The 21,482-nt window shown below is 41.4% G+C and carries 24 protein-coding genes; 13 read left to right on the top strand and 11 right to left on the bottom strand.

The annotated features are described in order from the left end of the window. Positions 1 to 181 precede the first annotated feature (181 nt). Positions 182 to 760 (top strand): malate synthase, encoded by a 579-nt coding sequence (locus tag L3V23_RS08735; RefSeq protein ID WP_042485562.1) that lies wholly within the window; start codon positions 182 to 184, stop codon positions 758 to 760. Positions 761 to 864: 104 nt separating this feature from the next. Here the strand turns inward: L3V23_RS08735 and L3V23_RS08730 are convergent, their stop codons facing one another. Then, a complete protein-coding gene (locus tag L3V23_RS08730; RefSeq protein ID WP_102965192.1) occupies positions 865 to 1,881 on the bottom strand; it encodes a diguanylate cyclase in 1,017 nt (338 codons plus the stop codon). Between the two features lie 201 nt (positions 1,882 to 2,082). Next, positions 2,083 to 2,979 carry an EamA family transporter gene (locus L3V23_RS08725; RefSeq protein WP_102965193.1) on the bottom strand — a complete coding sequence of 299 codons (897 nt, stop codon included), beginning with the start codon at positions 2,977 to 2,979 and terminating at the stop codon, positions 2,083 to 2,085. Positions 2,980 to 3,097: 118 nt separating this feature from the next. Here L3V23_RS08725 and L3V23_RS08720 point away from each other — a divergent pair, with 118 nt between their 5' ends. Further along, positions 3,098 to 3,583 carry a MarR family transcriptional regulator gene (locus L3V23_RS08720; protein ID WP_102953668.1) on the top strand — a complete coding sequence of 162 codons (486 nt, stop codon included), beginning with the start codon at positions 3,098 to 3,100 and terminating at the stop codon, positions 3,581 to 3,583. 16 nt (positions 3,584 to 3,599) lie between these two features. Beyond that, positions 3,600 to 3,962 carry an MmcQ/YjbR family DNA-binding protein gene (locus L3V23_RS08715; protein ID WP_102953712.1) on the top strand — a complete coding sequence of 121 codons (363 nt, stop codon included), beginning with the start codon at positions 3,600 to 3,602 and terminating at the stop codon, positions 3,960 to 3,962. A gap of 80 nt (positions 3,963 to 4,042) precedes the next feature. Here the strand turns inward: L3V23_RS08715 and L3V23_RS08710 are convergent, their stop codons facing one another. Continuing rightward, positions 4,043 to 4,954, bottom strand: coding sequence for a chemotaxis protein (locus L3V23_RS08710; protein WP_042485579.1), 912 nt, complete (start codon positions 4,952 to 4,954; stop codon positions 4,043 to 4,045). A gap of 172 nt (positions 4,955 to 5,126) precedes the next feature. Between L3V23_RS08710 and ppiC the strand changes: the two genes are divergently transcribed. Next, a complete protein-coding gene (ppiC, locus tag L3V23_RS08705) occupies positions 5,127 to 5,405 on the top strand; it encodes a peptidylprolyl isomerase PpiC (RefSeq protein ID WP_102962430.1) in 279 nt (92 codons plus the stop codon). A 151-nt stretch (positions 5,406 to 5,556) separates the two neighbouring features. Here the strand turns inward: ppiC and L3V23_RS08700 are convergent, their stop codons facing one another. Then, on the bottom strand, positions 5,557 to 6,339 hold the full coding sequence (locus L3V23_RS08700) for a hypothetical protein (RefSeq protein ID WP_102965194.1): 783 nt from the start codon (positions 6,337 to 6,339) through the stop codon (positions 5,557 to 5,559). A 438-nt stretch (positions 6,340 to 6,777) separates the two neighbouring features. Here L3V23_RS08700 and L3V23_RS08695 point away from each other — a divergent pair, with 438 nt between their 5' ends. Next, complete coding sequence (locus L3V23_RS08695; protein ID WP_042485584.1) at positions 6,778 to 7,452, top strand: LuxR C-terminal-related transcriptional regulator; 675 nt, start codon at positions 6,778 to 6,780, stop codon at positions 7,450 to 7,452. 122 nt (positions 7,453 to 7,574) lie between these two features. On the opposite strand, the gene L3V23_RS08690 is transcribed toward L3V23_RS08695, so the two are convergent. Next, positions 7,575 to 7,895, bottom strand: a complete 321-nt coding sequence (locus tag L3V23_RS08690) for a heavy metal-binding domain-containing protein (RefSeq protein ID WP_042485586.1) — start codon at positions 7,893 to 7,895, stop codon at positions 7,575 to 7,577. A 210-nt stretch (positions 7,896 to 8,105) separates the two neighbouring features. Between L3V23_RS08690 and L3V23_RS08685 the strand changes: the two genes are divergently transcribed. After that, the gene (locus tag L3V23_RS08685; RefSeq protein WP_102953664.1) at positions 8,106 to 8,714 is read left to right on the top strand and encodes a 2OG-Fe(II) oxygenase; all 609 of its coding nucleotides are present in this window, start codon (positions 8,106 to 8,108) and stop codon (positions 8,712 to 8,714) included. 84 nt (positions 8,715 to 8,798) lie between these two features. Here the strand turns inward: L3V23_RS08685 and speG are convergent, their stop codons facing one another. Next, entirely contained in the window at positions 8,799 to 9,323 is a 525-nt protein-coding gene (speG, locus tag L3V23_RS08680) for a spermidine N1-acetyltransferase (protein WP_102965195.1), read from the bottom strand. 59 nt (positions 9,324 to 9,382) lie between these two features. Beyond that, on the bottom strand, positions 9,383 to 9,781 hold the full coding sequence (locus L3V23_RS08675) for a DUF2391 family protein (protein ID WP_042485593.1): 399 nt from the start codon (positions 9,779 to 9,781) through the stop codon (positions 9,383 to 9,385). Between the two features lie 176 nt (positions 9,782 to 9,957). On the opposite strand from L3V23_RS08675, the gene L3V23_RS08670 reads away from it, so the two are divergent. Beyond that, positions 9,958 to 11,319, top strand: a complete 1,362-nt coding sequence (locus L3V23_RS08670; protein ID WP_102965196.1) for a UDP-glucose/GDP-mannose dehydrogenase family protein — start codon at positions 9,958 to 9,960, stop codon at positions 11,317 to 11,319. A 26-nt stretch (positions 11,320 to 11,345) separates the two neighbouring features. On the opposite strand, the gene L3V23_RS08665 is transcribed toward L3V23_RS08670, so the two are convergent. From L3V23_RS08665 to L3V23_RS08655, 3 genes are read right to left on the bottom strand one after another with little or no spacing between them, the layout of a single operon-like run. Continuing rightward, a complete protein-coding gene (locus L3V23_RS08665) occupies positions 11,346 to 12,188 on the bottom strand; it encodes a CsgG/HfaB family protein (RefSeq protein ID WP_042485599.1) in 843 nt (280 codons plus the stop codon). Positions 12,189 to 12,204: 16 nt separating this feature from the next. After that, positions 12,205 to 12,648, bottom strand: coding sequence for a curli assembly protein CsgF (locus tag L3V23_RS08660; RefSeq protein ID WP_102953662.1), 444 nt, complete (start codon positions 12,646 to 12,648; stop codon positions 12,205 to 12,207). A gap of 22 nt (positions 12,649 to 12,670) precedes the next feature. Further along, positions 12,671 to 13,144, bottom strand: coding sequence for a CsgE family curli-type amyloid fiber assembly protein (locus L3V23_RS08655; RefSeq protein WP_237292201.1), 474 nt, complete (start codon positions 13,142 to 13,144; stop codon positions 12,671 to 12,673). Between the two features lie 244 nt (positions 13,145 to 13,388). Between L3V23_RS08655 and L3V23_RS08650 the strand changes: the two genes are divergently transcribed. The 3 genes from L3V23_RS08650 (at position 13,389) to L3V23_RS08640 (ending at position 15,274) form a co-directional block, all read left to right on the top strand. Beyond that, a complete protein-coding gene (locus L3V23_RS08650; protein WP_237292200.1) occupies positions 13,389 to 14,066 on the top strand; it encodes a curlin subunit CsgB in 678 nt (225 codons plus the stop codon). A 62-nt stretch (positions 14,067 to 14,128) separates the two neighbouring features. Then, a complete protein-coding gene (locus tag L3V23_RS08645) occupies positions 14,129 to 14,908 on the top strand; it encodes a curlin (protein ID WP_102965197.1) in 780 nt (259 codons plus the stop codon). Positions 14,909 to 14,980: 72 nt separating this feature from the next. Beyond that, complete coding sequence (locus tag L3V23_RS08640; protein ID WP_102962436.1) at positions 14,981 to 15,274, top strand: hypothetical protein; 294 nt, start codon at positions 14,981 to 14,983, stop codon at positions 15,272 to 15,274. Positions 15,275 to 15,711: 437 nt separating this feature from the next. Here L3V23_RS08640 and malK read toward each other — a convergent pair whose 3' ends face one another. Further along, the gene (gene malK, locus L3V23_RS08635) at positions 15,712 to 16,836 is read right to left on the bottom strand and encodes a maltose/maltodextrin ABC transporter ATP-binding protein MalK (RefSeq protein ID WP_042485609.1); all 1,125 of its coding nucleotides are present in this window, start codon (positions 16,834 to 16,836) and stop codon (positions 15,712 to 15,714) included. A gap of 748 nt (positions 16,837 to 17,584) precedes the next feature. Here malK and malE point away from each other — a divergent pair. The 3 genes from malE (at position 17,585) to malG (ending at position 21,317) form a co-directional block, all read left to right on the top strand. Continuing rightward, entirely contained in the window at positions 17,585 to 18,766 is a 1,182-nt protein-coding gene (gene malE / locus L3V23_RS08630; RefSeq protein ID WP_102962437.1) for a maltose/maltodextrin ABC transporter substrate-binding protein MalE, read from the top strand. Positions 18,767 to 18,840: 74 nt separating this feature from the next. Next, the gene (gene malF / locus L3V23_RS08625; protein WP_102953658.1) at positions 18,841 to 20,415 is read left to right on the top strand and encodes a maltose ABC transporter permease MalF; all 1,575 of its coding nucleotides are present in this window, start codon (positions 18,841 to 18,843) and stop codon (positions 20,413 to 20,415) included. 11 nt (positions 20,416 to 20,426) lie between these two features. Next, positions 20,427 to 21,317: a maltose ABC transporter permease MalG gene (gene malG, locus L3V23_RS08620; RefSeq protein WP_102953657.1), complete on the top strand. Its 891-nt coding sequence runs from the start codon at positions 20,427 to 20,429 to the stop codon at positions 21,315 to 21,317. Positions 21,318 to 21,482: the final 165 nt, after the last annotated feature.

Raw genomic sequence — 21,482 nt, 5'->3', positions numbered from 1 at the left:
AAAATTGCGCTAGTCTACAAATTAACCCAGTCACAAACTTGAATAAAAATTAAACACAAGTTTGAGAAATATGAACTGGGACTATTTTTGAACAAAGACACCCAGTCGATTGGTTATCGCTAGCGAAAATAGGTAATAGCGTTGCCAAGCAGGAAGGGCTTAATCCAATAAGGAAAAGACGATGAATATGCTGACATTTGATAAAACTGAAATTCAAAAACAACATAAACCATTTATCGCTGAAGCAGTGTTCGCCGTCGAAACCGTCAGTGCGCACCAATCACGAGAGAAACAAGTGAAAGCGAAACAGTTGCTTGACCGTTTGTTCCCTCTGGAAAGTGGTTCTCACCAAGACGTGACCAGCTACATGATCGATTACAACCATGTACTGGCGTACTTTAAAGATGGCCGCCATAGTGGCTTGAAGCACCCTAAACATTTTGTTGCTTATATCGGCAACAAAGAAAAACCGTGCTCAATATTGTTCCGTGATGGCAGCGGTAGCCATGTAGAAGTGACGTTAGGTTGTCATCGAGGTACGGGTTGTATTGAGCTGGTGGAGATTGAAGATATCCAATTAGAAACATGTACAACGTTTATGCAAACCGACGAGACTTCTATTCCAACTGTAGCGATGCGCCACTGGATTAGTTTGGTAAAAGGTGATGAGCGTGGTAAACCTCAAGCGTGCAGTGAGGATAAAGAATACGTTTCGAAGTGTGGTGAAGAGTACGTATTGAGTTATAGCTTCAGTCTTTAACTCACCCAATCTCACTGTACTCTATCCAACCTGTCTTAAGCTCTGCGAGCACCTCCCGCTGTAACTCGGGAGGTTTTTTTTTGACTTAATGACTGGTTGCCTTTTTAGAAAGGCATGACTCGGTTTCTACCCATTTTTTTCGCTTCATAAAGCTTTCTGTCTGCACGCTCAACCAGTGTTTCAGGCGTGTCCTTGGACATTTTTTCTGCAACACCAAAAGAGGCGGTAATACTACTTACTTGCTCGCTTGTGCGGCGATCTTTCACGTTGAGCCTTTCAATCGATGTTCGAAGCATTTCAGCGAACTGACGCGCTACGCGCAAAGATTTGTGTGGAACCAGTAACGCGAACTCTTCGCCACCGTAGCGATAGGCCGTAATGCCACCCTGACAACTGGTTTGCAGCCGTTTTGCAATTGCGCGAATCACAGTATCGCCGAACAGATGACCATATTCATCGTTGAATACTTTGAAATGATCAATATCCAAAAAGATAAGACTGAGTGCCTGTTCAGACTGCATCAATGACGCCAAATCATCATCGAATGCTCGGCGGTTATATAAACCGGAAAGGCTATCAAACAAAGCCGCTTTGTGTACTTGAGCTAACTGTGATTTCAAACGAGAAATCTCTTGGCTAGCGCTGTTTAGCTGTTTATTGAGGAAGCGTGTCGAATGACGAATATCTTCGGATTCATTGACCAATTGACGAATAACGCCCATGACTTCATCAATGGAAAGGTTCTCGTTTTGCATTTTTTCTAAGTTAGAAAAACTTTTATCGATGACTTGCGAAAAAGCGCTCGCATCGGACAAGGTATCATCCATTGAGCTAGAAATTTCATGTACCAGCAATTCGACGTTTTGTCTTAGCTCGTGGATACTCGTTTCTGCTTTTGAAGCAATATAATCTTTATACAGCTGATCACCCGTGGCGGCTGGGCAAAACCCAAAACTCTCCAGAATATAATCCATTTCTTGGTTCAACTCTGGAATCGTATTATCCGCGTAGGTATACCACAAGGCGTAGTTCGATGGCGTCGCAGCGATGCGATGCTTCATCATAAGTGGTACTGCCTTTTTAAGATTAGAAGTGGCTCTTTTAAACTCGTCTTCGTTCATTTCTTAATATAAATAAATGCGTCGAAAGTAATACGCTAAGAGTAGCGGAATTCAACGCTTTGCGCTCCAAAAATAACGCCTATTTGAGCCTTTCCGCATAGAATACTTTAAGTATTTATTACTGAGGCAATGCACTTGTGTGATTGTTCATCAAATGGTTATAAAACAAGATGCAAGGCTCTGTGAATGTTTCTTAACGATTTATTTTTGTAACGCGAGTTGTGTGGCGTGACGTTTTTTCAGTAACACCACGAGTTGAGGCAGCAAAGATACGATAATCATTCCGCCCATAAGACCGTATTGATGAATTGAATACAGTTCATTCATCAGCAATCCACCACAGACAATTCCTGCAATTGGGTTAGCAATACCACCAAAGGTAAAATCGACAATCGACATACGCTGCAACAGCCACACGTACAAACTATAACTAAATGCGGTGTTAAGTAACGTTATCCAGACTAACCCACCAAGATTGGTTGTGGAGAAAGACTGTATTGCATCAACGTATGGCTGTGGATGCACGCTCGCGTGAATCAAGGCCACAATCGAGAGTGCTATGCCGCCTATGACGAGTTGCCATGTCAGTACTGTCCACCAGTCAATTTTCCCGCCCAAGGTTTTTGTCAGAGAGGAACCGTAAATAATACATGAGATAGCCGCCAACATGGCGATCAAACCAATGGGGCTTAATGTAATGGATTTCGGGTCAAACAGCAGCCATGCGAGAAACACCAACAATGCGCCGCTAGTTAACTGAATTTTCGATGGCGCACTGTGGTTAAACATCCAATGAAATGCCATAGCAAATACCGGTACTGAGATCATCCCGACACCAGCAATAGCAGAAGGTAGCGTCAGTGCCATAACAAATATCAGGCTAAAGAAAGCCGCAATATTAACAATGCCAATGGTAATCAAAGGCTTCCAGCTTTCTTTGGCCGGAAAAGTTGGCTTTAGAGCAAGCAAGATTAACCCTGCAGGCAAAGCTCGCAGAGCACCGAGCAGCAGCGGAGGCCAACCTGCTAGGGTGTATTGTGTGACAGCGTATGTGGTTCCCCAAAAAAAAGCGGGAATCATGGCAAATAAAATGTTCATGTTAAGTATCTTTATATCAAGATATCAATGGGAGGAAATCTAAAACAAAAATTAGTTATTGTAAAGTATCTTTACATTGAAGTATTTTAAGGCAATGAAAAAGAGAGAGTTATAAACAATGGATGCAATTGATAGAGCCGTATCCCAGTGGGGTAAAGAGAGGCCGGATCTCAACACGACGCCAATGGCTATGATAGGACGCCTGATGCGCCTGTCTAAGATTCTTGAAGGCCGGATAGCGGAAGTTCACAAGAAATATGATCTGAAAATGGGTGAGTTTGATGTTCTTGCGACTTTACGCAGAGCTGGTGCTCCTTATCGGCTAACACCTTCTGAGTTGCTTAGTTCTATGCTTTTAACATCGGGAGCTATGACAAACCGATTGGATAAGTTGGAAAGTAAAAACCTTATACTTCGCCAGCACAGCCAAGCCGATCGACGTAGTGTTGAAGTTGAATTGACCGAAAGTGGTTTGGCTTTGGTTGAAGCGTTGGTCACTGAGCACGTAACTGTTCAGGAAGAGCTTGTGGTTGGTTTATCAAAGGCAGAACAACAACAAATAGGTCAATGTTTGAAGCTGTGGCTCAAAACATTTGAAGAGTAACAGGATGGCTAAACCGATGGATATACGGCAATTAGAAGAGTATTTAAACAACCTACCGCAGGCTGAAGCGAGTAATCCTTTCGGGCCGGATCCTTTAGTTTTTAAGATACGCGATAAAATGTTTGCGTATCTAGCCTTCGATACTGAAAAACCGTTCGTTACCTTAAAATGCGAGCCTCAAGACGGCGCGTTTCTTACTGACCAGTTTGATGCGATTAAACCGGGTTATCATATGAATAAACGACACTGGATTTCTGTCATTTTGGACGGAGATGTTGAACCTGAAATGATAGAAGATCTGTGTTTGAGATCATTCCGATTAGTCGTGAGTAAGCTGAAAAAATCAGATAGGGAAGCGCTTCAATTATTGATGCCTTAATGTTTCCCGCTTTCTCTTTGACCAATAAAAAATGCAACGCACAGGTTGCATTTTTTATCTGTCTTTAGCATATCGGCGTATTAAGCCATTTGAGATTCTAACCGCTTTGCGCCTCGCAACATCGCCTCAATCAGTTCTGTTGCATTAAACTTCTCAAGTGCTTCATGTGCGCCAACCTGATGAGCTCTGTCGACACAAATTTCACTTGATAGTGAAGTGTGCAGAATGATGTAGGCATGGCTTAGTGATTTATCATTTTGTACTTCAAACGCAAGCTCATAGCCATCAAGGCCTGGCATTTCAATATCACTGACGAGTAGGTCGATAGCGTTGTTTTCGTTCGCCATCTTCTTCATAAACTCAGCCGCTTCATTTCCGTTCTTGCACACGTAGTATGGGATGTTAATTCGGTCTAACGCATCCGATAACTGTTTGCGGGCAATCGATGAATCGTCTACAAGTAAAATATTTAGTGCTTTAAGACGTTCACGTTCTACGTCTGTCAGCATTGGTACCTTGGTCGATTCATATTGTGGGTAAATTTTTGAAAGCAGTAATTCGACATCGAGCAACTGGACAATTTTGTCTTCGTAACGTGTAATCCCAGTAACAAAAACATTTTTACCAGCAGTGCTTGGCGCTGACTCAATAGCGCGCCAGTTACAGTCAATGATTTTTTCAATGCTGCGAACCATAAAAGCAACGACGGTACGTAAACAATCAGTAACGATTAAATAACTTTTTTCGTACTCGTTTGGGGCAATAGGTCGAAAACCAATCGCAGCAGCCATGTCGATCACTGGTATCGTTAAATTACGAAACGTGACCGTACCTATCACATGGTGATGTGAATAAGGGATCTGAGTCATCGGCATATAGGGCACAATTTCGCGAACTTTTAATGTTCCAATAGCGAACAGCTGCTTTTGCAGGTTCAAAGTGAACATTAACATCCCTTGTGACTGATTTGCCTTACTTATTGTCTTAGCCATAGTGGTACTACTTCAATAACTTTACTGGTAACTATACTAACGCATATTGCCATATCATCAACGGGTGGCATTGATTTAGACGCTTATTTTCTATTTTAGTTTTCAAAAAGTGGGGTGCGTGTCCCTTTAGCTTAGGTTAGACTTCGCGCTTTAGAAATGAGGAGAGAATGAAATGGCAAGAACCGCAGCAGCCCTTCACATTTTGGTTAAGCACAAAGAGCAAGCGGAAGATATCATTCAGCAGCTTAAAAAGGGCGCCAAATTTCAGGTGCTGGCAAAGAAGCACTCGCTATGCCCATCAGGTAAAAAAGGTGGAGACCTAGGTGAATTTCGTCAAGGGCAAATGGTGCCACAGTTTGATAAAGCTTGCTTTCAAGGTGAAGTTCTCACCCCTCAGCTAGTAAAAACGAAGTTCGGTTGGCATGTCTTAAAGGTGCTATATCGTACTTAAACAAGCATATGCCATGCATTATCGAGTGAACGAGCCCAGAATATTTTGTGTGATATTCTGGGCTCGTTTTTTTCAGTTGCCGCTTCTAAAGCTAACCTGTTTGCACGCTTAATCCATGTTGGAAAATTTTATTAATAACTAACGGCTTGGATTAAAACTGGTAGTTATATTCAATACGATGATCGCCATCGCCAAAGTTAACCTTCTCATTCCAGTTTGCAAAATAACGAATATTAGAACGAGGTGTGAGCTGGTAAGAAATGGCAAATTCGTGAGTCAGGATATTGTTGTCTCCAGCAAAGTTACCATTCTTGTAGGTATCCGAACCCGACAGTGTGTGCATATACATTGGGTTGTAGTTGATCCAAATTTTATCGGTTAATGCCACTTTAGAGTACATACCGACGACAGTAAAAGTCCCAGGGATTTCATAACCGTCATCTTCGGTGTTTTGAACCGTCACACCCGCACCTGCAAGAGGGTATAGGTTCAAAAAACCACCAATTTGAGGAAGTGCTTGAAGAATACTGTATGAGGCATTTAACGTTTCACTATCAACGTCATATGTCATGTCTAACTGACGACCTTGACCATTTTTGATGTTTGCTTGGAAGTTGCGTAGACGGAAAGAGTCAATACTGTCGTCAAGAGAACCATACATAGGTTCGTCGTTATCTCGAAAACCTAACATCTCGCCACCGATGCCTTTAAGCTCAAACACATTCATTGCGGCAACGTTTTCTTTACCAGAATCGTAGGTTTGACCCACTTTAAGGTTTAAACCTTTATCAGTAATACCAACACCACCTTGGGTAAACACCGCGAGTGGGTCTGACATATCTTGGACTTCACTAGCTTGCTCTTCTGCGATAGAGCTGAATGAGGTGATGGTGGCAACTAAACTGAGAAGAGAAAGAGGTAGCGCTTTGTTCATAGTTAATGTACTCGATAAATTGGTTTTCAGATAACTAGTAAGCATTGTTTTTGTATAAAGATATAACAACTCGCTTATAGGATGGATTGGATTTATTAGAACATCATATTTTATATATTAGCTTAAACGTGGGAGTATTAGATTAGGGATGTTGGGAAAGTCGCTCTTTCCTAATCGGAAAGACTAAAGAAGTAATTTTCTATTAAGTGATATTTTTAATTTTCCAATTTGGAATACCTTTTTATATTTAAGCGTACATCGCTCTTTAAACTACTCAAATGCATTCTTAAAAATAAGACAGATAATTAACCTTATGAATTTATTAAATTAATTGTCAGATTTTTATGATTATTAATTTAGGCGGATTTTGTCCCATTGACTTATTCTCTATCAACGTTAGTTTTACATAAGTCAGGTCTATGGTTAGGAGTTTTTATAATGACAGAAAGCAAAAAACTAAACGTACGATTACTTTCTGATGTCTGCATGCAATCACGTTTACTTAAAGATGCGCTGGAATCTAAGCTTCCAATAAAGATAGAAATTTCTCCTTTTTGCGATATGTGGATGCAGGAAAACAATCCTTCCTGTCAAGATACTCAGTTAGTCCTTATCGATTATGCTCGACTCGATGATCACGCTCTTTCTGACTATGCTTCTTTCAAGCACTTATGTTGTACGGAAGCTCGAGAAGTTGTACTAAATTGTCCTAGTGAGATTGAAGCCAAAGATTTATTTAAGTGGCAGTGTTTGGCGGGGGTGTTCTACGCTGATGATGACATTGATGTGTTAGTTAAGGGAATGGGGAAAATTATAAAAGGCGAAATGTGGTTAACTCGTCGTTTAGCACAAGAATATATTCTGCACTATCGTTCTGGAAACTCAGTTGTTACTTCACAAATGTTTTCAAAATTAACCAAGCGTGAACAGCAAATAATTAAGTTACTTGGTAGTGGAGCATCAAATATTGAGATAGCGGAACAGTTATTTGTTAGTGAAAATACAGTAAAAACACACCTTCACAACGTATTTAAGAAAATTAATGCCAAGAATCGTCTTCAAGCGTTAATTTGGGCAAAAAACAACATTGGAATTGAAGAAGTTAGTCAATAATAAAAACGTTTAATGAATTAAAAATAATCTAATAAAAAAGTTTATATTTTAGAAGGCAGCTAAGCTGCCTTCCATTTCTTAAACCACCATCTATGAAAATGGATTTTTACTCTACAGATATCTTATTCTACAAACACTGCCGTTCCGCTCACGGAAACCATTAACATTCCGTTAGTTTTACCAAAGGTTTCATAATCTAAGTCAATTCCGACAACAGCGTTTGCACCAAGCTCTTTTGCGCGAGCTTCAAGTTCGGCTAACGCTATAGTTCGTGCTTTTTGCAATTCGTGTTCGTAGGTCGCAGAGCGCCCACCAACGATATCACGAATGCCAGCGAATAGGTCTTTAAATATGTTAGCACCAAGAATGGCTTCACCAGCAATAACGCCGCAATAACGAACGATACGCTTGCCTTCTACGTTAGGCGTAGTAGTTACGATCATAGGAAGCTCCCAATGAATAATCTTGTGATCTGTTTTTGTTATACCACCTTCAACGTATTAATGCTTGACTATTTGGATTTATCACTTAATAACTTGATTTATAAGTAATAAGTTTAATAATTAATTTTGTTCCTTAAGATTAAGATGTTGATTTGCTGTTGTGGCAAAGGCTGGTTATAACGCTTTCTTTTTGCTCGTAGTGAAAAACTTATGGCGCTAGAACAGTTGTTAGACTCCATTGCCGAAAAAGGTTGGTACGTCTGGGATGATTTTCTACCCCTTGAACAAGTTAAGTTGCTCAAGAACTGTGCTTCAGATGATTGGCAGCGTGCGCGTATTGGTAGAAATGAAGATACTCAAAGAGCCAGTGAAATTCGTCGCGACAAAATTCAGTGGCTAGATTCCGATATGGGACAACCCGTACAGGATTACCTAGAGCGAATGGAGTTTATTCGTCGAGAGGTTAATCGGTCTCTATTCCTAGGGCTGTTTGAATATGAGGCTCATTTTGCACAGTATGAAGTTGGCGATTTTTACAAGAAGCATTTGGATGCTTTTCGGGGAAATGAAAGTCGTAAGCTGACAACCGTTTTCTATATGAACGAAGATTGGCGTGATACCAACGGTGGTGAACTGAAAGTTTATGACTTGAACGACCAACCAATTCAAACCATTGCTCCAATCGCTGGTCGGTTAGTTGTGTTTCTTTCAGAGCAATTCCCACATGAAGTACTTCCTGCTCATGCGAAACGTTACAGTATTGCAGGCTGGTTTCGAACTAATGGTGTCAGCGAAAGTCGGTTTGATATTCTCTCCTAAATAAAAGACAGGCATTTGCCTGTTTTTTATTGTCATCCCTAAACCACCGCCTTAGCGGTGGTGATTGTTTTATACAAGCGCCAATTAACTTCTAGTTTGTTTTAGGTACTGAGGTTGCAGTATATACATGCGTTTTACATCTCGGTATTGCCCGTTGATAAAGAATTCTTCGACCAAGTGTCCTTCTTCAATAAAGCCGCACTTTTGATAGAGGTGAAGCGCTTTGTCATTCTCAATCGCCACATGCAAGTAAATTTTGTGAAGATTAAGGATAGTGAATGAGTAATCTAACGCTTTGTTAATTAGCGTATTTGCGTACCCTTTTCCTTGGTGTTCAGGTGTAATAATGATCTGAAATTCAGCACTACGGTGAATGTAGTCAATTTCAATAATTTCAACCAAACCAATCAGGGATTTATTCTCATCTTCAACGACAAAGCGTCTTTCCGCGTTATCGTGAATGTGCTTGTTGTAAAGTTCTTCTAGCTCATCAAAAGACTCATATGGCTCTTCGAACCAATAAGACATGATGTTTCTGTTGTTATTTAAATTATGGATAAATCTAAGATCGCCACGTTCTAGCGCTCGAAGTGATAAATTCTGTTTCATGTTGATGTCTCGTACAGGTGATACGGATTTATATCATTGTTTTATTACAGTTTAATCTTCTACTCTTTGTCAAAACTATCTACCACAATCGCGCCCATGGAGGCGGGCATAGTGATAACGATGATGCGCTTGAACGCTAATATGGGATTATCGATGATGGGCAATTTGTTCAAGGCAAATAACACCAAACCGACCACTAAAGCAGCAAGCAAATAAGCGATAGCAATGCGAAAAATAAATACAGAGATTCGATGTTTAATATCTCGTTGAAACACGCTTTGATATGCGAATACGCCCAGAAAACACAAAGAAAGGCTCATTAGAAACAGCAAATTGGTCGTTGGCAATGTCGTACCCAGTTGCCAGGCTTCTTCTGAGAAGGAAATGGGAACGGCCAATGCGAAAGCTCCCACACACACTTGACTGGCATCTTCCATATTGAAGCTAAAATTCTTCATTCAAACTCCTTCTGTTTTAACTAACTGTACGCTTTGCCTAGCGTTTGTCCACGGGGATTTTATACAACACTAGGAAATTGCGTAACTTTTGTCATTGTTCTGCCCTGAAAACGTAACGGGTCTGACATATGCAAATTAAATACTGTTGTAAATGAATGGCAATAGCGGACAGTTGAATGAAAGTAACCATATTTGGCACTGGATACGTGGGGTTAGTTCAGGCCGCAGTACTGAGTGGTGCTGGACATAATGTGTGTTGTGTGGATGTTGACGCTGAAAAAATAGACAAACTGCAAAGAGGTGAAATCACCATCTATGAACCAGGCCTAGAGCAACTTGTTAACAACAACATTGCTGGTGGACATCTATGTTTTACCTCTTCTGCAAAAGAAGGCGTTGAGTTTGCGGATGTAATATTTATCGCTGTTGGAACGCCGCAAGACGAAGATGGTTCAGCAGATCTAAGCTATGTATTGGACGTGGCGAAAACAATCGCGACATTTTCTTGCCATAGGAAAATCGTCATCAATAAATCCACTGTCCCCGTTGGTACAGCACAACAAGTGAGCGATGTATTGAGGGTGACTCGAGGGAATTTAGGTTTACCGCCAATACATTTCTCAGTCGTATCCAATCCTGAATTCCTCAAAGAGGGAAGCGCCGTAACTGACTGTATGCGTCCAGATAGGATTGTGATTGGGCTCGATGAAACGGACAGACATTTCGCAGAAGTGAAAGATCTGATGCGAGAGCTGTATGCACCTTTCAATCGTAACCACGAGAAAATTCTGTTTATGACCGTGAAATCGGCGGAGCTCACCAAGTATGCAGCTAACTGTATGTTAGCGACCAAAATCAGTTTCATGAATGAAATTGCCAACATTGCTGATAAGCTTGGTGCGGACATTGAACAGATACGCAAAGGAATAGGCAGCGATGAAAGAATTGGTTATCACTTCATTTATCCCGGTTGCGGTTATGGTGGTTCTTGCTTTCCCAAAGATGTTCAAGCCCTGATCCGCTCGTCTGAGAAAATAGGTTATGAAAGTGAAATTCTCAAGGCAGTTGAAAACACCAACTATCATCAAAAAAGAAAACTCTTTGAGAAAATCTGTGCCCATTGGGAAGGGGAGGCCAACCTAAAGGGCAAAACGTTTGCACTATGGGGACTGGCTTTTAAGCCTAAAACCGATGATATGCGAGAAGCGCCCAGCCGTGTACTAATGGAAGCCTTGTGGTCTGCTGGAGCGACTGTACAAGCCTATGACCCCAAAGCGATGGAGGAAACTCAGAGGCTTTATTCTTTACGTAACGACCTTCTATTGATGGGAACCAAAGAAGCGACATTAAAAGGTGCAGATGCTTTGATTATTTGTACAGAGTGGCAGAATTTTAAAGCGCCCGACTTCAATTTAATTTATTCAGAGTTGAGTGAGCCTGTAATATTTGATGGGCGAAATCTGTTCGAACCGAGAAGGATGTCGGCGAGGGGATTCACTTATTGGTCTATTGGTAGAGAAGTTGCCCGCCCAGACTAACAAAGGCGGGCATAGATCTGGCTGGTTTAGAGAATCGTTGTGCTCTCTTGCATATAACGCTTCATTACTGGGCTCTCCATCTGTTTTTTATCGGCTGGTTCCCATAGACCTTTCTGTATGCCGTCAATAATCATATGTATTACAGCGGAGTCGATGGCTGACATTACAGCGATATTGACGGGTTCGTTATTGGTATAACCCGATTCCATTTCGAGTAAGTCTTGGTAAGCGATGTAACGGAAAACACTACCACTTAAAGCGTGAGAAAAAATGGTTTTGCTGGTAGTGACACTAAGTAAGATTTGTCCCGTTCGAACATCGACTGCACGTAAGTTAACGGTCACCTGATCCATGCGATACTCGCCATAAGTAGCAAGTCCGAAATAGCCGATACCGTGACCACCACTTTTCAAGTCGGACTCGTATCCAATAATGCCACCCTCAATGACTAAGTTTGCCGATTTTAACGCAGGTAAGTCGTCTCCAATATTAACCGGGGCTTCATCTTTCTTTTGCGCGGCTCGAATGATTTTCCGTTCTGTAAGTAAGTTCTGTAATCCCTCTCGCTCTAACGGCAAAAACCACTTGGAGTCCAACAATGAAGAGGTCAGCATTGATGTGCCTCCCTGTGGTACCGCAGTTGCAAAGGTACTTGAAGGGTAGTCTTTATATTGACCTGTTTGGTCGCGAAAATCATACACGGAGACCATAATCTTCCCTTTAGGGAGAGGGAGATTAATAAGGTCTTTGTATATAGCCCCTCTAGGCGCTAGTGTCGGATACTCCTCTGCATCGGGAGTATCCATAAAGTTTGAGCACCCTGTAAGTAAGAGCGCTAGAGTCACTGCTAGGTAAAGTCCTTTTTTCATTTTTTATCTTCCTGAACTACAAACCTGTAACTTCGATTGTGGTGGATTCACCCGTCGATTTATCTATAACGGTGATGGTTAAAAATCCGTCATTGTCGGTGATGGTTAGTGTGTAATCGTCGGTTTCTAGACTTCCCGGTTCTCCGCTGGAAATTAATTCACTTAACAGCCGTGATTGTAATGAGGAGAGGAGTGAAGATACCGATGAAGTACCGTTTTTCGTTTTATCGGGATCTTCGTAATCATTGATTGCTTCCGCTCTGGCAAACAAATGTGAAGTGTTTAGAGGGTTGCCGCCAAATGTTGGGTTTATCGGCTTGTAAGTCAGTTTGGATGCAAATACAGGTGAAGCCACTAAACTGCAACTGATTAAGCTAAGACTGATTATGAGTGCTTTTTTCAACCTGAAATTTGAATGTTCAGGCTGAAAACACTGTTTAGAAACAACCAGAGTTTTCATAATTTTCCCTTGTAAGCATTTATTATATTTCGTCATGTGCGAGATCGAATGTGTCGGAATACATCCGTTGTATTCTCCACTTGGTTAAATAGTCCTGTACGGTTCTTACCGCTTTTGCTGCCTGCTCTTTCGACTCCTTCATTTTTGGCGAAAGGCTGGTGCGAAAAACAACCTTTTGCGAATGCCAAATTGTCATGATGGTTCCAAACTTGGCTGTCGTTTTTTCGGTTATGGTTAAATTCTCTTTTAGGTTTTCTTCACTCTCGTTGAGCTGTTGTGCGAACTCTGAATAAAACATATTTCCGATTCGAGTCATGGTTCTGTCTATGATGAGGCCATTGACTTCATCTAAAGAGTCATGTTCTCCATCTTCTAATTGTTGCGAGTCTTCTATCGGAGATTGGTCGCCAGCACTTTCTTTTGCATGCAAATAGGAAGCATGCAATGAGAAATACACAAAAAAAATAATCAGAAACGTATTAATTTTAAGCGTCATAGATGACTCTTATAAAAGTGATTAAGACGAATTAATAATAAGAGTTAATTGTCAGTAATTGTATAAACCAAAGTATTAGAATTGCACAAATAAATTAGTATTTTTGTATTTGGCTTTACATAAATATAACAACCAAAAAATTAAAAAATAAATATCAATTTTAATTTAAAGTTGATGGTTTAAAATCATAGGCAGCTCTAACCTAATTAACGAGAACACGGTGTTCTCTAATGAAGGAGGAGTTATGTCCATCCGGAATAATGCCTGCTTCAGTATGCTAGTGATGGGTATCGCTTTGTATTTGGCAATGTCGAACCTAGCTTGGGCGAACAAGGATCTTGGTGGTCAAGCTTATTATCAGTCAGAGAGTAATCATGGAGGCGATGATCGTCACCATGAGAACTTTAACAATAGAAGACATACTCAAGTAGGTAAGTTCGGTTACGGCTTGGACTTAAGTAATTTCAACGAGTTAGACTCTATTCCAACTGACGATAATTATGCTGAAGTCGTCTTGGAAGACTCGATATTAGGAAATGTCTATATCGAGCAGGGTAGTTCTATTGCAGGTAATAAAGCGAAAGTAGTCCAGTCAGACGGCGTAGGGAGTGAGGCTGGGATTTGGCAATATGGTGGGGATAATACTGCTTTAATAACTCAAACGGGTAAGTTTAATAAAGCTTACATTGCTCAGTATGGTTATGGAAATAAAGCTTGGATTAATCAAGCTGGAAATAATAACACTGCAGCAATTATCCAATATGGATATGGAAGTTCTTTGAGTATTAATCAAACAGGTAGTAATAACAAAGCCATTATTGTCGACAACGGAGGTTCTAATTATGGCATTAGTCAAAATGGTAATGACTATGTGGCCATAGTTGGGGGCTATGGTATCAATGTGTATGTTACTCAAAATTAATCGACAACACATTTAGATACTTGTCTATTCAAATGTAACAATATGATATAAAGGAAATTGTCATGAAAACTAAATTGGCATTAATAATTGCAGCAACGTTGGCTTCAGGTAGTGTTCTTGCAAACAACACAGCAGACGTAGATTTATTTATGACTTCAGATTCTGAAGTCACTGTAGTCCAAGTGTCTCCTAACGCAGGTAACGCAGCCGTTATTGGATCTTACGGTGTAGATGACTCTACATTATCTATCTCTCAGGTCGGCGGTGAAAATGACGCCAAGATTTTCGCAGTAGGTGTGGATGACGGTAATTTCAGCATCAGCCAAACAGGTAACAGTAACGAAGCTCTTATTAAAACTGATAACAGTCCATGGGAGCATTATTCTTATGATCACGATACTGTTTCTATCACTCAAAATGGCGATAGCAACAATTCTAAAGTGTTATTGAAAGGTGGTACTGATGATGCAAATGTTTCGCTAGATGTTACTGGCACATTTAATGAAACTAGCGTTGTGTTGAACAGAGGCGATGGCAGCATCGTTACTGGTACAGTAAACGGAGCAAGCAACATGGCTGACGTTTACGTTGATGATAGCTTTGACAATAACATTACCTTTAAACAAACAGGCGACTCCAACAGCATTGATCTTGATGTAACTGGATGGAGTGACAACAACACCATTGATATCGACCAAAGAGGCTCGCTTGCGGCAGCTAATGTATCTGTGTACTGGGGTAGTACAGAAAACACTATCAATGTTACTCAGACATATGGTGATGTTGCGAATGTTAATGTAGGTGCTAGCACAAATAACACTGTTACCGTTGCTCAATACTAACCGTTGGTTATGTTAGTACGTTATTTAGCGGCGCTTTGCGCCGCTTTTCTAGTCTCATTAAGTGCGATAGCAATGGATAGTTCATCATTGAGTCTTTATGGTGGAGCGCTTCAGTTCGAATGTACTCAGGACGCGCAACGAGTCAAACTTATCGCGAAAACGGGCAAACAGTTTGCTGCAAAAATCGTAGCGAGTGCGGCTTCCGGTAACAAAATGAGTTATGGATTCTCTAATCGTAGTTCCTTGAATTTAGGCTTTGGCGTTAATGATTTACCCATTCGTTTTGAAGTGATTAGTGAAAGTGAAGGAACTGAATCTTTTACGCTTGAAGCTGGATGCCAACTGAAATCAAATACGTCCTCTTAAGATCTAATCGCCATAATTGAGTTTGCTCACTCGACATGCGTTGTGACCAAGTTGTTCAGATCTTCATTTGTGGATATCCAAATAGCACTATTACATTGGAGAATCGAGATGAACACACTCGAACAAACATTACAGGGTGTTGGGGCTGGCTTGATAACACTTTCAGTGTTTCTTGAATTCAACGTGTCAGCTCACGCTTTGCAATTAGTAGAACTAATAAAGTCAGTACTGTAATCGTTGCATCTAACCTTACTAGATAATTGTCGGCTGATGATAAGACTGATGATGGGGAAGATTACGCGTTAAAGCGCAGTTTTGTCTATTAATAGGCTTGTTGTTTTAAATATTCGTTATCCAATTCGCTCTACATGCCAAATAAAAGCGTCCTCTTAATGAGTAATTAAGAGGACGCTTAATAAGTCTGTCTTTAATGCATTTTATGCTTCTGGAAGCTCAACGCCTTTTTCTTTAAACAGACGGCGGCATGCGCGGCCATCACTATGGAACAGGTGACAACGGTGCGCTGGAATACCAATCGACAGCACATCATCTGTTTCAACATCTAGCGTATCTGGCTGACGATAGATCACATCTGAGTCAGAGCCTTTGAGGTTCATGTAAACCTGAGTTTCATTACCCAGCTTCTCAACCATCATCACTTTACCTTCAATGATAGCGTCACCTTCACTTGCAGTGAGCAAGTGTTCTGGGCGAACACCTAAAGACATGCGCTCACCACGGTTTACAGTTGTTCCATCTACAGGAATCCAGAATGTCGTGCCATTAGAAAGTTGGACCATTACTCGGTCTTTCTCTACCGCTTCAATGAATACGCTCATAAAGTTCATTTTTGGTGAGCCGATGAAGCCTGCGACAAAACGGTTTCTAGGGTAGTGGTAGAGCTCAAGAGGTTGACCTACTTGCGATACATATCCCGCATCAAGCACAACAATTTTGTCAGCCATTGTCATTGCTTCTACTTGGTCATGGGTAACATAAATCATGGTGCAACCCAGTTTGCGTTGCAGCTTAGTGATTTCTGAACGCATTTGCACTCGAAGTGCTGCGTCTAGGTTTGATAAAGGTTCATCAAGCAGGAATACGTTAGGTTGAGACACCAAAGTACGACCAATTGCAACACGTTGACGTTGGCCACCTGACAGTGCTTTTGGTTGGCGGTCAAGCAAATGTGTCAACTGTAGAATGTCTGCAGCATGATCGACACGTTTATGAATTTCTTCTTTATCAGCTTTTGCCAGTTTCAAACCAAAAGACATGTTGTCATAAAGGTTTAGGTGAGGGTAAAGAGCGTATGACTGGAACACCATACCCACCCCACGTTTAGAAGGCTCAACATCGTTCATGCGTTGGTCGCCGATGTACAAGTCACCGGATGTGATGTCTTCTAAGCCTGCAATGCAGCGAAGTAACGTCGATTTACCACAACCAGATGGACCTACGAATACAACGAATTCGCCTTCTTGAATGTCCAAATCAACATTCTTAGAAATCACTACATCGCCATAAGCTTTACAAACATTTTTTAACGTGACATTCGACATCTAGCTCGTCCTCGATCAACACTTTTTAATTACTATTGCTCATCATTGTACGACATTGTTTTGTGCAATGAACTACTAGCAATAATAGTAGGAATACATTTAAGTTTATGATTTCTCGACTTTGAGAAGAATCATTTAAGTGGCTAATAATTTGGTGTAATCCCAATTCGCTTTTAGCCTTTATCGGTAAGAAAAGAAAGGGTGATGTATTTTAGTAATATTTGGGTAAACGCTGCTCGAAATCATACATCACCCCTCATAGCCAAAATTAGATACTTATTAATGCAAATATGTGTTCCCCCCGGAACGACGAACTTGCGTCGTATGCACATTTGCTTAAGCAATCTAACCGGCAATGTAAACACCTAATGTTCGGTGCTAATAAAAGACTCTTACCATCCACTTTGGACGTAGTTAGTCTCTAAGATGTGAACCAAGATGACATCCTCCTAATCCATTTTTTTGTGGGGGTAGTAGACAGGGATGAGTAGGAGGAGGGGGAATAGGGCGTAGTTAGATCAAGCTCAAATAATTGATGCTTTTGAAGTTGAGCTCGCTCACAACAAAATACCTTTTTGTGACTTTCGTCTACCACTTGTGACGATGCAGATCACGAAAATAGTCCATAATAGCTAGGGCGTAGTGCGCAGGAGGATGAGTCGTAGTCTGTTTTTTCTGATGATATGTGACGAAATACGGCAAAACCTCTTGGTTAGCCCTACAACATAAATATTAAAAGGATATGAACATGAAAAACGCCCTAAGTACCGTAGCGCTTAGCACATTAGTAGCTCTTGGTTCATTTGGAGCTCACGCTGCAATCGAAGAAGGCCAACTGACTATCTGGATCAACGGAGACAAAGGCTACAATGGATTGGCTGAAGTTGGTAAGAAGTTTGAAGAAGACACGGGTATTAAAGTAACTGTTGCACACCCAGATGCGCTTCAAGATAAGTTCCCTCAAACCGCTTCAACTGGTGACGGTCCTGATATTGTATTTTGGGCGCACGACCGTTTTGGTGGCTATGCTGAAGCAGGTTTGCTAGCAGAAGTGAAACCATCTCAACAAGTTAAAGATGGCATTATCGATTTCGCTTGGGATGCGGTTAACTATAACGGCAAGCTTATTGGTTACCCAATCGCAGTTGAATCACTATCTCTTATCTACAACAAAGATCTTGTTCCAAATCCACCAAAATCTTGGGAAGAAGTTGCAGAGCTAAATGCTGAGCTTAAGAAACAAGGCAAATCTGCAATCATGTGGAACCTAAAAGAACCGTACTTCACTTGGCCTCTAATGGCAGCTGACGGTGGTTACGCGTTTAAATACACAGCTCAAGGTTACGATGTTAAAGATGCTGGTATCGCAAACAAAGGCGTTTCGGATGCTATGAACTTTGTGAAAGGTCTTGTTGATAAAGGCGTTATTTCTTCTGATATGGATTACTCAGTTTCTGAAGCTGAATTCAACAAAGGCAATACAGCAATGACAATCAATGGTCCTTGGTCATGGGGCAACATTGAGAAATCAGGTATTAACTACGGTGTGACTACTCTGCCTAAATTTAATGGTCACTCATCTAAACCGTTCGTTGGTGTACTAACTGCAGGTATCAGCACTGCATCTCCTAACAAAGACCTAGCAGTAGAGTTCCTAGAGAACTACCTACTAACTAACGACGGTCTACGTAAGATGAATGATGACAAGCCACTAGGCGCAGTTGCTTTGAACTCATTCCAACAAGAATTGGGTAATGACCCTCGCATTGCAGCAACAATGGATAACGCAATGAACGGTGAAATTATGCCAAACATCCCTCAGATGAATGCTTTCTGGGGCGCAGCTAAGAACGCAATCGTCAACATCGTTGATGGTCGTCAAACTGTAGATGCAGCACTTGCAGATGCAGAAAAGCAAATGGTTAAGTAATTTTTTAGTTCTACTTTTGGGGAGGGGGTAACTCCTCCCTACTTTCTCAGTTTATTTCGCTAGCAGGTTGTACTATGCAGTCAGTTCAAGGTTCAGAAGCGATGCCAACACCATCAACACCGTCATCTTCTAATAAGCGTGCACTACTTAAGTGGGCTGCGTTAGGGACTGTTGGTGTGGTCAATGGTTATGCATCCATTCTTATGTATTCGCGCGGTGAGTCTGCCTTTGCGTTACTTACTCTCTTTCTTACCGCATTAGCACTCTATATTTTTGGCAGTAAGAAAACTTACGCCCATCGCTATATCTACCCAGGTGTCGCGGGGATGATTCTGTTCATCCTTTTCCCTTTGGCGTACACCGTTAACTTGGCTTTCACTAACTATAGCGCTAAGAACCAACTCTCTTTAGAACGTGCTCAATCTGTATTGATGGATAGAACGTTCCAGAGCGGTCAAAGCTACTCATTTGACCTATATGAGACCGACTCAGGTTTTCAAATTACGATTCAAGATGGTGATACTCAATATGTGACGGAAGCATTTTCGTTGAATGCTGCAAGTCGAGAGTTAAACCTTACGCCTGCTGAACAGCCTGTATCAGGTAAAAAAGCACCAATTAAAACCATCATTAGCAATCGCTCTACTTTGAGTGAATTCGACCTCCATTTCCCTGATGGTAATGACATTCGCATGAGCGGCTTACGTAAGTTCGCTGCGGTATTACCGCTTTACAAAATGCACGAAGACGGCGTTACTCTGACTAACCAAGAAACTGGTGAAGTACTGCGTCCAAACATGGATGTCGGTTTCTACCAACCTGTAGATGAGAGTGGCCAGTTTGTTGGCTCAACGGTATCACCAGGTTTTGTTGTCTCTATCGGTACTCATAACTTTGAACGTGTATGGAAAGATGACGGTATTAAAGAACCCTTTATCAGCATCTTTATTTGGACGGTGATTTTCTCTCTATTGACTGTCGTGTTCACTCTGCTTATCGGCCTAGTGCTTGCGAGCGTTGTACAGTGGGAAGCGTTGAAAGGTCGAGCGATTTACCGAGTTCTATTAATTCTTCCATACGCAGTACCTGCTTTCATTTCGATTCTGATTTTTAAAGGTTTGTTTAACCAAAGCTTCGGTGAAATCAATATGGTACTCGAAGCGATGTTTGGTATCAGCCCGTCTTGGTTCTCTGAGCCGTTACTTGCTAAAACTATGGTGTTGATTGTTAACACATGGCTAGGTTTCCCTTACATGATGATCTTATGTATGGGGCTTCTAAAAGCAATACCAGATGATTTATACGAAGCATCGGCAATTGATGGTTCAAACTTTATGAGCAACTTTACTCGTATCACATTGCCTTTGATGATTAAGCCAATGACGCCGCTTCTCATTGCGAGTTTTGCATTCAACTTCAATAACTTTGTGATGATTCAACTGTTAACGCAAGGTGGTCCGAATATGATTGGTACTTCAGAGCCTGCGGGTTATACCGACCTATTGGTAAGTTATACCTATCGTATCGCGTTTGAAGGTGGCGGCGGTCAAGATTTCGGTCTGGCGAGCGCAATCGCAACATTGATCTTCTTGTTAGTAGGTGGTTTAGCACTACTCAACCTTCGTTTCACTAAGCTTGAGCAAGATTAAGGAGTCGCACAATGGCTATGGTTCAAGGTAAAACCTTAAAATACAGAGTGTTGGCGACGCATATTGCGTTGTGTACATTCTTAGCGTTAATCATCTTCCCACTGTTGATGATCGTGGCGATTTCTTTCCGTGAGGGTAACTTTGCAACAGGTAGTTTAATTCCTGAGAATCCGTCACTTGAGCACTGGAAACTGGCGCTCGGTTTCGCGGTAGAAAATGCGGATGGAACAGTAACACCGCCTCCATTCCCTGTTCTAACGTGGTTATGGAACTCAGTTAAAGTTGCAGCAATCAGTTCAGTGTTGATCGTCGCGCTATCTACAACTTCTGCTTATGCATTTGCTCGTATGAAGTTCAAAGGTAAGAGCACTATCTTGAAAGCAATGATGATTTTCCAGATGTTCCCTGCAGTATTGGCGCTGGTGGCTCTATACGCATTGTTTGATAAGTTGGGTCAATACATTCCATTCCTTGGTTTGAACACTCACGGCGGTTTGATTTTCTCTTACTTGGGCGGTATCGCGCTGCATGTTTGGACTATCAAAGGTTACTTTGAAACGATTGACCTTTCATTGGAAGAAGCGGCAGCACTTGACGGCGCAACACCATGGCAAGCATTCCGCCTAGTACTTTTACCGCTTTCCGTACCGATTCTGGCAGTTGTGTTTATTCTCTCATTTATCGGTGTTGTGGGTGAGGTTCCAGTGGCATCTTTGCTACTTTCTGATGTAAACTCATACACACTTGCGGTTGGTATGCAGCAGTATTTGTACCCTCAAAACTACTTATGGGGAGACTTTGCGGCAGCGGCAGTTTTATCTGCTTTACCAATTACTATCGTATTCTTGCTTGCGCAGCGTTGGCTAGTCGGAGGACTAACGGCCGGCGGTGTGAAAGGATAACAACGATAAGGGCGACTGTAAGGTCGCCCATTTTGTGTCTGCTTAACAACTTGGTTTGGCCGCTGATCAGTTAAGATAGATACATAACTTCTGGCGTTACGCATAGCTGGCTGTTAGCTCAATTCCTTACTGTAAATGACTAACGGTTTTTGTAACCATGACCTG

This window comes from Vibrio sp. A1-b2 (assembly GCF_021726015.1).
Classification (GTDB): domain Bacteria; phylum Pseudomonadota; class Gammaproteobacteria; order Enterobacterales; family Vibrionaceae; genus Vibrio; species Vibrio diazotrophicus.
The sequence above is the reverse complement of the archived record's forward strand: the minus strand, read 5'-3'. Positions and strand labels throughout refer to the sequence as shown.